This is a genomic window from Burkholderia sp. b14, from assembly GCF_900156195.1.
GTDB lineage: Bacteria > Pseudomonadota > Gammaproteobacteria > Burkholderiales > Burkholderiaceae > Mycetohabitans.
Genome location: NZ_FTPJ01000003.1, coordinates 1,536,299 through 1,548,194 on the forward strand (window position 1 = coordinate 1,536,299; position 11,896 = coordinate 1,548,194).

Sequence of the window (11,896 nt, forward strand, 5' to 3'; positions counted from 1 at the left end):
GTCGCCATGATCTGACGCAACGGGCGGCATCGCCGGCCAACCGACCAGCAGGCCGACGCGCCACTAGGCCAGCCACCGCGCTCGCGGCTGACAAATCAGCGCGCCACCACCGGTATACCGCGCAACGCGCCGGTCGCGGGCGCCTGCTCGAGCGCGGTCCGCACCGCGTCGCCGGTCGCCGGCTCGATGCCAAGCCGCCGCGCGAGCGCGCGCTCGCGGGCCTTGGCTGCGACCACGCTGGCGAGCTTGACCGGTCCATAGCCACGCACTTGCTGCATGACTTCAGCCAGCCGCACCGCGTCGGACAACGTATCGGGTGAAAGCACGCCAAGCAGCGCATCGATGCTGGACTCATAGTCCAACGCGAGTTGCCGCTCCATGCGCCTTTCCAGCGTTCTGCCGAACGGATCCAGCGGCGTGCCACGCAATCCCTTGAGCCGGGCCAGTACACCGAGTGCAGGCCACATCCATTGGCCCAGCCGCACCTTCTTCGGCCGCTGCCCGAGAGCTGCGTGCGTGAGTGCCGGGGGCGCCATGTTGAACTCGATACGGAAATCGCGTCCCGCCACACCGTCAAATTGCGCCTGCAGCGCCTGCCGGAATGTACCGTCGCTATAAAGGCGCGCGACCTCGTATTCGTCTTTGACAGCCAGCAGCTTGAAGAAGGTCGTCGCCACTGCACGCGTCAACGGTTCACTGCGGTGCCCGGCTGCCGCGCCACCGGGCGCCAGGCGCCGCTCCGCCTCACGTACCTTGTCGAGCAACGCGCAAAAGCGCGCAACGTACCGCGCCCCGCCATAGGCGAGCAGCCGAGCCTGGCGATCGGCAATCACTGCGTCCACGTCGGTGGCGACATCGGGCGTCACCGAGAACGGCAGCGTCGGGGCCTCGGCACGCGGCGTATGAAGCAGCCCGTCGAGCGCCGCCGCATCCGCGGCGGCGACCCGACCGAGCGAGAATGCCACCTTGTTCGCGCTGACCGCGACGTTGTTCAACTCGATCGCGCGCAGCATCGCATCGAGTGATACCGGCACGAGGCCACGCTGCCACGCATAGCCGAGCATCAGAATGTTGGAACCGATCCTGTCGCCGAGAAACCGTTGCGCGAGCGCCTGCGCATCGCAGGTCTCGAGTCGCTCGTCACCTGCTGCGTAGCGCATCTTATCGAGCAACGCTGGCGCGTGAAGGTCTGCATCAGGATTGCCGACAAACGAAGCGGTCGGAATGGGATGGGTATTGACGATGATGCGGGTACGGCCATGCCGGACCGTTTGCAGTGCGTCGGCGCCCGCGCCCACGACCATGTCGCAGGCCAGCAGCAAGTCGGCCTGCTGTGTATCGATACGCGCCTGGTTCAGCAGCGCGTCGGTCGCGGCAAACCGCACGAACGACAGCACCGCGCCACCTTTTTGCGCGAATCCCATAAAATCGAGCACTGATGCACTCTTGCGATCCAGGTGGGCAGCCATCGAGATCAGCGCACCCGCGGTGACTACACCCGTGCCGCCCACGCCGGCCACCAGAATATCGTACGGTGCATCGCCCAATGGAGTTGCCGGCCGTGGCAGCCGCGCCGCCACCGCGGATAATGCATTGACGTCAAATGCAGTGCCGGCCGGCTGCTTCAGCTTCGCGCCCCGCACGGTCACAAAGCTCGGGCAGAAGCCGTTTACACACGAGTAGTCCTTGTTGCACGATGATTGCTCGATACGGCGCTTGCGTCCCAACGGTGTCTCCAGCGGCTCGACGGACAGGCAATTGGACTGCACGCCGCAATCGCCACATCCCTCGCATACCGCCTCGTTGATGAACAGGCGCCGATCCGGATCAGGGAGCTCGCCCTTCTTACGGCGACGCCGCTTCTCGGCGGCACAGGTCTGGTCGTAGATCAATACGGTAACACCGGGCGTGTCGCGCAGGCGACGCTGCACCTCATCGAGTTGCGCGCGGGGTTGAAACGTGGTGCCGCGCGGAAACAGCCCCTCGTGCCCCTGGTATTTCTGCGGCTCATCGCTGACCACGACGAGCGCTGCAATGCCCTCGGCCTCGACCTGCCGCGCGATCTGCGGCACGGAGATACTGCCGTCCACGGGTTGCCCGCCGGTCATCGCGACTGCATCGTTGTACAGGATTTTGTACGTGATATTCGTACGCGCCGCCACCGCCTGGCGAATCGCCAGCAAGCCGGAATGGAAATACGTGCCATCGCCCAGATTCTGGAATACGTGCGGCGTCTTCGTGAACATCGAGTGCGAGGCCCAATCCACCCCCTCGCCGCCCATCTGGGTCAGCCCGGTCGTATCCCGCTCCATCCACGAGGCCATGAAGTGGCAGCCAATGCCCGCCTGCGCGATCGACCCCTCCGGCACGCGGGTCGACGTATTATGTGGACAGCCGGAACAAAAATACGGCACCCGGCGCACCACATCGGCCGCGTTCGACAGGATCTGCGGTGCGACCAGTTCGACCACCCGCTCGCGGCGGTCCAACGCCGGCTTGTGGCGTGCCAACCAATCGGCGAATACCGGTAGCACACGCGACGGACGCAGCTCGCCGAGCGCCGACAGCAATGGCCGCCCCTGCACATCGTGCTTACCGATTACCACGGGCCGCGCATCGGCGCGGCGGTTGAACAAGTTATCCTTGATCTGCTGCTCGACGACCGGTCCTTTCTCCTCGATCACGAGTACTTCTGACAGCCCGTTGACGAAGGCGTCAATGCGGGTCATCTCGAGCGGGAACGACAGGCCGACTTTGTAAATGCGAACACCAGCGGCGTCCAGATCCTGCACCGTGAGCCCGAGCCGCCGCAAAGCTTCCATCAGGTCCAAGTGTGCCTTGCCGCACGTGACGATGCCCACGTTCGCATGCGTACTGCGCGCCACCCACTTGTCGATGCTGTTGACACGCGCAAAATGTCTGACCGCGTCAAGCTTAGCCGCCATGCGCGCCTCGATGGCCAGACTCGGCAAATCGGGCCAGCGGTTGTGTAGCCCGTGCGGCGGGCTGACACAGTCGGCCGGCGCGGACCATTCGGTTCGCAACGCGTCCAGGTCCACGGTCGAGCCCGATTCGACCGTCTCAGAAATCGCCTTGAAGCCGACCCAGTTTCCCGAAAACCGCGACAGCGCCCAGCCGTACAAGCCGAACTCGAGCATGTCGGCGACATTCGCCGGATTGACGATCGGCATCTGCCACGCGATCATAGTAAAGTCGCTCTGGTGCGGCATTGACGAGGACACGCAGCCATGATCGTCGCCGGCCACCACCAGCACGCCGCCGTGCGGCGACGAGCCATACGCATTGCCGTGCTTGAGCGCGTCGCCGGCGCGATCCACACCCGGGCCCTTACCATACCATATCGCGAACACACCGTCGACGGTGCGCTGCGGGTCGGCCTCCACGCGCTGCGTGCCGAGTACCGCGGTGCCACCGAGTTCCTCGTTGACGGCCGGCAGGAAGCGGATGCCACCCGCATCGAGATGGGGCTTAGCCTTCCACAATTGCTGATCCACCATGCCCAACGGCGAGCCGCGATAGCCGCTGATGAACCCTGCCGTATTGAGCCCCCGCGCCTTGTCTAGCGCGCTTTGCATCAACGCGAGCCGCACCAGCGCCTGCGTCCCGGTGAGAAAGATGCGGCCACGGGTGGCGCGCAGATTATCTGACAGCTGGTAGGCAAACAGTAGCGGATCCTGCGATCCGAACGGGAGGCGGTCGACGCCCATATTTGTCTCCTGTGTATTTTGGGGTACCGGAGAGGCCTCGCGGCGGATACCGGGAGATGCGCCACCCAAGGGGGACGCGAGGCGCTTGGCAATACACTATTCTTCCGCAGAAACGCGGGAAGATTTTTACGAAGATCGGTGCACACACAGCGCTTGTGCGGTAAATTTGCCACGAAACACCAAGTTACGAGCGAATTCGCCTGCTCTGCGCCCAACAGGCCAAAGAGGCAATAGTGCCGCCAGCACCGACGTGCGGGCGCCTCGCGCACGCCAGCTAAGCCCCATGACAGACGCGAGTCAATCCGACGGCCATCGTCATCGTACATCAGGGTTGCCGTTCGCCGAGAATGCGAGGCGCGAGCGATGCTCGCCGTATCAATGCCCTTCGTGTAGATGCTATCGGCCATGGTCCATCTCGGTGCACTGTAGACCGTTCGCGCTCGTGGAGGGCAGTCATCAGGCGTGTACGGATATCAAGCATGTACGAATTCTTGGTCAGTATGCACATATCCGATCGTCGCTTAGAGATATCGGACGACACGTAAATTCTGGACGACGCACGCTTGCCATCGAAAGGAGATTGAAAGCAAAATACACGTCAACCGCCGCTTCGGAACGCCGTACCCGCCATGTCGCTTTGGAATAAAAGGTTGTTGCGTGATCCTTATGCACCGTTAAAAAGCCCCCTGCTCGCGGTCCGTATGCCACGCTGGCGCTCCAGGCTGGTCCTGGCGTTGATGATCGTTGGCTTCGCTGCGTTGGCCGCGCGCGCGTTGTGGGTACAAGTCATCGACCGGGATTTCTATACTGCCCAAGGCCAAAAGCGCTATCAGCTCACGTTGCCGCTGGATGCGACGCGCGGGCGCATCGTCGACCGACATGGCGCATTGCTTGCCGTTAGCGTAGCGACCTACGAGATCTGGGCCACACCCGGGCTGGTCAAGCCGCACACAGTGGCACCACTAGCCAAGCTGCTGGACATGCCGGTGGCCGAACTCGAGCGCCGGCTCGCGCCGCATCGTGGCTTCGTGCTGCTCAAGCGCCAGATCGACGAGGAAACCGCAACCCGCATCGAGACGCTCGGCGGCGCGGGCATCACGCGCGTGGCCAGCGAGAAGCGCGTCTATCCGGAAGGCGAATCGGTCGCGCAAATCGTGGGCTTCACCGACCTGGAGAACAACGGCTTGGAAGGCGTCGAACTAGCGTTGAACGACGCGCTCAAAGGCAATGCTGGCCAACGCGAGGTGGTCCGCGACCGGCTCGGGCGGTTCCTGTACGATGCGCGCCCCGTCACGCCGGCCCGGCATGGCGACACGATCCGGCTGACGATCGACCGCCGTATCCAACAGCTGGCCTATGCGCAGCTCGAAGCCGCGATCAAGCAACACCAAGCCAAGGCGGGCAGCGTCGTGGTGCTCGATGCGCGCGGCGGCGAGATCCTGGCGATGGCAAACTGGCCGACCTTCGATCCAAACGATCGGGCGGCCCGGGTGTCGGGCCAGGTCCGCAACCGCGCCCTGACCGACACGTTCGAGCCGGGCTCGACGATCAAGCCGATGATCGTTGCGCTGGCACTGGATGCGGGCAAGGTACGCCCCGATACGCTGATCGATACGTCCCCCGGCACCTATCGGATCGGGCGCAACGTCATCCACGACACGTCGAACTACGGCATGATCACCGTCGCGCAGGCGATCCAAAAGTCCAGTAACGTCGCCATGGCAAAACTGGCGCTGTCGCTGCCGGCCGAGACGATCTGGTCCAAATACCAAGAATACGGCTTTGGCCACCCGCCTGCCATCACGTTTCCCGGCGCCGCTCCGGGCAAGCTGCGTCCGTACAAACACTGGGTTCCGATCGACCAAGCCACGCATGCGTACGGGTATGGACTGTCGATGTCGCTGATGCAGGTTGCCCAAGCCTACACCGCGTTTGCCGGCGACGGCGTGATAAAGCCGGCCAAGCTGGTGATCAGGGACGAACCGGACACGGCCACCGGCGGCCATCGCGCCGTGACGACACCGGACACGGCGGCATCGATCCGCGCGATGCTGGAGATGGCGGTCGGCCCCGGCGGCACCGCGCGCGCCGCGATGATCGATAGCTACCGCGCCGGCGGCAAAACGGGCACCGTGCGCAAGCTCGCCGGCACCAGCTATGCAAAGGACAAGTATCGCGCACTATTTGTCGGCATGGCGCCGATGAGCGATCCGCGTGTCATCGTCGCGGTGATGATCGATGAACCGGCAGGCCGTTCATTCTATGGCGGCTCGGTCGCCGGACCGGTGTTCGCCGCGGTGACCGGCGAGTCGCTGCAATTGCTCGGCGTGCCGCCGGACGCCACGCCGCTGCTCTCGGGCACATCAAACGACGCCAGCGCTTAGCCGCGCCGCGACGACGCACCAACGATTAGGTCGCGCCGGCGGGGCGCTCGCGCACTCCAACGTTGCGCTAGCACCGCGCAGGTCATCAGTTGGATCTGATGGAATAGCATCAGCGGTAACACGATCGCGCCCAGCGCGTGACCAGCGAAAATTACCTTGGCCATCGGAATACCGGCTGCGAGGCTTTTTTTCGAACCGCAGAAAATAATGGTAATCCGGTCTCCCTCATCAAAACCAAGCCGTCGGGCGGCAAAGCCGGTGATCAGCAACGCAAGCGCGAGCAACAGCATGCATGAGAACAGCAGTGCGAACAGCGCCGATAGCGGAATCTGGTGCCACAACCCCTGATTGACCGCCTCGCTGAACGCGGTATAGACAACGAGCAGGATCGAGCCCTGGTCGACCAGCTTCAGCACCACGGCATGACGGGCAATCCAGCGGCCAATCCATGGCCGCAGCAGTTGGCCTGTAACGAACGGCACCAGCAGTTGCAGCACGATATTGAACACGGTGTGCCACGACTCGCCGCCCGCGGCTTGCTTGGACAGGATCATCCCGGCAATCAACGGCGTGGCGAAGATACCGAGCAGGCTGGAAGCGGACGCGCTGCACACCGCGGCCGGCACGTTGCCCTTGGCGATCGACGTGAAGGCGATCGAGGACTGCACTGTCGAAGGCAACGCACACAGGAACAACATGCCGGCATACAGTTCCGGCGTCAACAGCGGCGCGATCAGCGGTCTGAGCGCCAGCCCAAGCAGCGGAAATAGGGCGAACGTGCACAGCATCACGACCAGGTGCAGCCGCCAATGGGTCGCGCCAGCGACGACCGCCTCGCGCGACAGCTTCGCGCCGTGCAGGAAGAACAGCAAACCAACGGCACAATTCGTGAGCCAGTTGAACGCCAGCGCCGCGCCGCCGCGACACGGCAAGAAAGTCGCGATCGCCACCGTCGTGACCAACGCGAGGGTGAAGTTGTCGGGTAGCAGTTTGGATCGGGCCATGGTCATCTCGGCGCCATGCGGCGTCATCGTGTCGGGCATCGCCTGCGGCCCTCTCGGGCCAGGGGCGCGCCCACGTGGAAAAAGTACCTATTGTCGGCGCCCAATTATCTAATAGACAAATTCATTTTTCTCTCCTTTTTATGCAAATTCTTCATAGATTTGGCGCTTGTCCCGTCTGTTACATGCCGTTACAACACGGAAACTCACCTAACATTTTTCGGCTCGACACGCACAGGCCACGTGAATAGATTAGCTCGATAATCGTTGCAATCATCGACTTTCATGCTGCTGCGTGGCGGCCGTACGTTTTCGTTACTGAGCATGTCTGCCGTCGCAATCGGGGCGGTGATCGCGCTCGGGCTAGTTGCCGGGACACTCACGCCGGGCCGTGAGGAGATGCAGCCATTCATTTTGGCGCTGCGGTTACCCGGCTTCGCGCCGCAGGATGCGCGTCCGGCGGACGGTAACGTCGGGACCTCGGCCCGTCTCCACAACACCGCTTCCGGGGCCCTGCCGGCTGTGGGCGCCGCCAACGCCGGCAGCGCGCATGTTGATCCGCAAGGTCCACGCGCGCTGGCCGGTGCGCTGTCCATGCAGGCCGGGACGTTCGGTTCGGCAGCGCAGTGGGTTACGGCAGCGCGCGGGCAAGATGGCAAGATCAAGCTCGGCAGGCTAGTCCAGCCATTCGTCGCACCCGGCGCCGCGCAGCGCGACATGACCGTGCGGATCGGTGCGCCGACACCACAATTGCGCCCACTGAGCCCGATCGTGCCGGTTTCGGTCGATATATGTGTGGCATCCCGGCCCGATATGGATCGCAGCGCGGTGCGCGCCGGCTCACTTCGGGCGGACATCACCCGGTACAATACGGAGCATCGCCATGTGCCGCCGGCACGCCGCGCACCGCCGTATGTTCCGCCCCCTCACGACGCCTGGCCCTACGCACACTGACGCCATTGCCGCAGCGGTAAAATATAATATTGGTCGGCGTGACACCGCGTTCAGCAAGATCGCCATCGCCCTTGAGCGTCGTGCGAGTGTCAGGCGCGGGGGCACTCGGCGATGACTATCTGCTGTCCAAGCGCACCGACTTGTATGCGGCGTACAGGTACGACAAGTTCACTGACCAGTCGACCGTCGGCACGTTCGGCGTAAGCCTATGCAGGCGGTTCTGATCGTGAGTCAACGCGGCACGCAACGCACACTTGCCTGCCGCCCTAAAAGCGAACATTATTCCCTGGCACGAACGAATAAAGCGCCGGCCACGGCGTAAGCGCACGCAATCATGGATACGCTGGTCAGCATGAAGGTGTTTCGCCATGTCGTCGAAGCCGGCAGCTTCGCGGCAGCAGCTGAGCGCATGCACCTGTCACCTGCGATGGCCAGCAAACACGTAATGCACCTCGAGGCACACCTAGGCGCACGGTTGCTGAACCGCACCACACGCCGTATCAGCCTCACCGAAGCCGGGCGAGGCTATTACGAGCGGTGCGTGCAGGCGCTCACTGAGCTGGAGGAGGCCGAGCAAGCCGTCAGTGACGCGAGTGTGGTGCCAAAGGGCACGCTGCGGATCAATGCGCTATCGACGTTCGGCAATCGGTACCTGATGCCAGCCATTGTCGAGTACACGCGCCAGCACCCCAGCGTGCAGGTGGACATCACAATGAGCGACCGCGTCGTCGACCTGGTGGAGGAAGGCTACGACCTGGCTATCCGCGGCTCACGCTCGTCCAAACTGCGGACTTCATCATTAATCGCCCGCCAGATTGCCCGCACGTATTTTGTCATCTGCGCGTCGCCTGACTACCTGTGCCGGCAAGGCGTGCCACAGGTGCCGGAGGACCTGCGCGCACACAACTGCCTGCGTCTGGCCGCCAATGGCGCGCACGCGCGCGAGTGGCCGCTGGGCAACGCCGAAAACGGCGGCGGCGTGGTCACCCGCGGCAATATCGTGGCCGACGACATCGAGGCACTACGTGCCGCAGCCATAGCCGGCGCCGGCATCGCCTATCTGGGCACCGATTGCGTACGCGATGACCTGGAAAACGGCACGCTGGTGCCGCTGCTGCTCGAGCACGTAGGGCCGCGCGAGCTGCCGATCTTCGCAGTTTACCCCAGCCGGCGCCACTTGTCGGCAAAGGTTCGCTCGTTCGTCGACTTCATCGCCGAGCGCTTTGCTGGCGACGCGTACTGGCCGACCCGCGAACACGTGACGATGCTGGCCACACGCGGTGCCGCCACCTGCCAGCAAGCCGGCGGGAACACGACGAGCCGCGCTACAACGCAAGCCTCACGCGGGCGGCTTGGTATTCGTCTTTGAGCCGCGCGACAAGTTCGGCCACGCTTGGAATATCGTCCATCAGGCCAACCCCTTGGCCGGCGCCCCAGATGTCCTTCCATGCCTTAACCTTGCTGCTGCCATCGCCAAAGTTCATCTGACTTTTATCGGACATCGGCAAGTTGTCTGGATCTAGGCCGGCCGCCACGATGCTCTGCCGCATGTAGTTGCCATGCACGCCGGTGAACAAATTCGTGTAGATGATATCCGCCGCGCTGGCCTGTACGATGGCCTGCTTGTACGCGTGCGCTGCATGCGCTTCGCGCGTGGCAATGAAACGCGTGCCAATGTACGCCAAATCCGCACCCATTGCCTGGGCGGCGAGAATGGACGCGCCATTGGCGATCGCCCCGGACAGGACCAGCGGCCCATCGAATAGCTTACGCACTTCACCGACCAGCGCGAACGGCGACAGCGTACCCGCGTGCCCGCCGGCACCGGCCGCGACCAGGACCAAGCCGTCGACGCCCGCCTCCAGCGCTTTTTGCGCATGACGCAGATTGACCACGTCGTGCAGCACAATGCCGCCGTATGAATGGACCGCGTCGATCATCTCCTTGACCGGCGCGCGCAGACTGGTGATGAAGATTGGCACCCGATGGTCGATGCACACGCGCACATCGCGCTCCAGACGGGCATTAGACTGATGCACGATTTGATTGACCGCGATCGGGCCGATCACCGCGTCCGGATGCTCGGCACGGTGCTGCGCCAGCGCCTGCTGGATTTGCGTGAGCCATTCGTCGAGCAATTCCGGCGGCCGCGCATTGAGCGCAGGAAAAGATCCGACGATGCCCGCCTTGCACTGCGCGAGCACCAATTCCGGATAGCTAACGATAAACATCGGCGACGATACAACCGGCAGCGACAAACACTGCAGTAACGGGGGCAAGGCCATGCTGAACGTCTCCTGGAGCCGGGGCGATCGAACGACCGCTCTATTATACGTAGCGGCTAACAGAAATTTACTTTAATGCACGTCCGTTCTTTTAACTGAAGAAGTGTTCGGCTTCGATAAAAATTGCGTGATTCAGACGGACAAAGGAAATAGCGTGCTTCTACAATACGCCCTTCACTGACCGCCCCGAGGGGACCATGACGCGTGCGACCGAATCGATCGCTGGATTTCGCCACGTAAGTGTGCATGTTGTCGACACGGCGATGGGGCGCTCCGACATCGAGATTTTCGCCGCCCTGGGAGGCGACGGGCCGCCGCTGCTGTTGCTGCACGGTCATCCTCAAACGCACATGATCTGGCATCGCGTCGCGCCGCAACTGGCGGAGCGGTTCACCGTGATTGCCGCCGATCTGCGCGGATACGGTGCGTCGTCAAAGCCGGCTGCCGACGATCCGCAACACGTGCTTTATGCCAAGCGGACAATGGCGGCCGACCTCATGCAGTTGATGCACGAGCTTGGCCATGAACGCTTCTTCATCTGCGCCCATGATCAGGGCGCGCGCGTCGCACATCGAATGGCGCTGGATCACCCTGGCGCGGTGGAGCGGCTGATGCTGCTGGACATCGCGCCGACGCTGGCGATGTACGAGCAAACCAACCGCCATTTCGCGACGCAGTACTTTCACTGGTTTTTCCTGATCCAACCGGAACCGCTGCCCGAAACGCTGATCGGCGCGGCACCGCACGTCTATATTGAGCGGCTCATGGAATCGCAGCATGCCGGTCGGGAGGCATTCGCGCCGCACGCGCTGCACGCCTATCGTCAAGCGCTGGCGCAACCCGGCGCCGTGCACGCGATGTGCGAGGACTATCGTGCGTCGGCCGGCATCGACCTGCTGCACGAGCGCGTTGACGTCGAGCGGGGCAGCAAGCTTGCCTGCCCGTTGCGCGTGCTGTGGGGCGAGCTTGGCGTGCTCGCGCAGTGCTTCGATCCTCTGGCGCAATGGCGCCGCGTCGCCCGCGACGTCAGCGGCCGAACGCTGCCGTGCGGCCACTATATTCCGGAGGAGGCGCCGCAAGCGCTATTGGAGGAAATCGATGCTTTTTTCGATTACCGATAAACAGCGTGAAATCGATAATAGAACGACTAGAGCGACTGATTTTTCCATCTACATGAATCATTGCACCACACGCCATTCCATTCACGAAGTGGTATCCTAAAAAAAACGAAATTTGCGTATCCGTGGCACTCAAATAACGCGGTTAACTTAAATTCATGCCGCCATGATCTGTAGGGAAAATACCAATTCTGCGAGGTTGATACATCGGATAACATCCTTGCGACGCTGATCACGTCGTACGATATTCCGCCGTTCGCCACTCGTGGACGGCTTTTTTCTTTTTTGGCATACCGGATGTTACAGTCGAGCCACTGCATGTTGCGGCCGGCCTGCTCCTGTTGTATCTAAGCTGGTGTACGCCATGTGCTGCGTGCGCGACTGCACCGGCTGATCGACCGGATCGCGGGGCTGGCGCTAAACTTA

Annotated in this window: 8 protein-coding genes; 5 read left to right on the top strand and 3 right to left on the bottom strand. The window is 62.9% G+C overall.

Translation table 11 applies throughout. The features are described 5' to 3' along the window. Positions 1 to 95 precede the first annotated feature (95 nt). The gene (locus B0B13_RS11550; protein ID WP_076796488.1) at positions 96 to 3,728 is read right to left on the bottom strand and encodes an indolepyruvate ferredoxin oxidoreductase family protein; all 3,633 of its coding nucleotides are present in this window, start codon (positions 3,726 to 3,728) and stop codon (positions 96 to 98) included. Positions 3,729 to 4,357: 629 nt separating this feature from the next. Here B0B13_RS11550 and B0B13_RS11555 point away from each other — a divergent pair. Then, positions 4,358 to 6,112: a peptidoglycan D,D-transpeptidase FtsI family protein gene (locus tag B0B13_RS11555; RefSeq protein WP_076785962.1), complete on the top strand. Its 1,755-nt coding sequence runs from the start codon at positions 4,358 to 4,360 to the stop codon at positions 6,110 to 6,112. Here the strand turns inward: B0B13_RS11555 and B0B13_RS11560 are convergent. Continuing rightward, positions 6,109 to 7,116: a bile acid:sodium symporter family protein gene (locus tag B0B13_RS11560; RefSeq protein WP_076797301.1), complete on the bottom strand. Its 1,008-nt coding sequence runs from the start codon at positions 7,114 to 7,116 to the stop codon at positions 6,109 to 6,111. The two genes, B0B13_RS11555 and B0B13_RS11560, sit on opposite strands and share 4 nt — an antisense overlap. A gap of 321 nt (positions 7,117 to 7,437) precedes the next feature. Here B0B13_RS11560 and B0B13_RS11565 point away from each other — a divergent pair, with 321 nt between their 5' ends. The 3 genes from B0B13_RS11565 (at position 7,438) to B0B13_RS11570 (ending at position 9,436) form a co-directional block, all read left to right on the top strand. After that, positions 7,438 to 8,067, top strand: a complete 630-nt coding sequence (locus tag B0B13_RS11565; RefSeq protein ID WP_212667364.1) for a hypothetical protein — start codon at positions 7,438 to 7,440, stop codon at positions 8,065 to 8,067. Between the two features lie 71 nt (positions 8,068 to 8,138). Beyond that, positions 8,139 to 8,291: a hypothetical protein gene (locus B0B13_RS18470; RefSeq protein ID WP_170872429.1), complete on the top strand. Its 153-nt coding sequence runs from the start codon at positions 8,139 to 8,141 to the stop codon at positions 8,289 to 8,291. A 110-nt stretch (positions 8,292 to 8,401) separates the two neighbouring features. Further along, positions 8,402 to 9,436, top strand: a complete 1,035-nt coding sequence (locus tag B0B13_RS11570) for a LysR family transcriptional regulator (protein WP_076796494.1) — start codon at positions 8,402 to 8,404, stop codon at positions 9,434 to 9,436. Here the strand turns inward: B0B13_RS11570 and B0B13_RS11575 are convergent. Continuing rightward, positions 9,393 to 10,352: an NAD(P)H-dependent flavin oxidoreductase gene (locus B0B13_RS11575; protein WP_076785959.1), complete on the bottom strand. Its 960-nt coding sequence runs from the start codon at positions 10,350 to 10,352 to the stop codon at positions 9,393 to 9,395. The genes B0B13_RS11570 and B0B13_RS11575 overlap by 44 nt on opposite strands. 263 nt (positions 10,353 to 10,615) lie before the next feature. On the opposite strand from B0B13_RS11575, the gene B0B13_RS11580 reads away from it, so the two are divergent. Beyond that, a complete protein-coding gene (locus B0B13_RS11580; protein WP_076797302.1) occupies positions 10,616 to 11,473 on the top strand; it encodes an alpha/beta fold hydrolase in 858 nt (285 codons plus the stop codon). The last annotated feature ends 423 nt before the right edge of the window (positions 11,474 to 11,896 follow it).

Coding starts and splice junctions, on each gene's coding strand:
- B0B13_RS11550 (WP_076796488.1), bottom strand. CDS start 3,728: ATGGGCGTCGACCGCCTCCCGTTCGGATCGCAGGATCCGCTACTGTTT.
- B0B13_RS11555 (WP_076785962.1), top strand. CDS start 4,358: ATGTCGCTTTGGAATAAAAGGTTGTTGCGTGATCCTTATGCACCGTTA.
- B0B13_RS11560 (WP_076797301.1), bottom strand. CDS start 7,116: ATGGCCCGATCCAAACTGCTACCCGACAACTTCACCCTCGCGTTGGTC.
- B0B13_RS11565 (WP_212667364.1), top strand. CDS start 7,438: ATGTCTGCCGTCGCAATCGGGGCGGTGATCGCGCTCGGGCTAGTTGCC.
- B0B13_RS11570 (WP_076796494.1), top strand. CDS start 8,402: ATGGATACGCTGGTCAGCATGAAGGTGTTTCGCCATGTCGTCGAAGCC.
- B0B13_RS11575 (WP_076785959.1), bottom strand. CDS start 10,352: ATGGCCTTGCCCCCGTTACTGCAGTGTTTGTCGCTGCCGGTTGTATCG.
- B0B13_RS11580 (WP_076797302.1), top strand. CDS start 10,616: ATGGGGCGCTCCGACATCGAGATTTTCGCCGCCCTGGGAGGCGACGGG.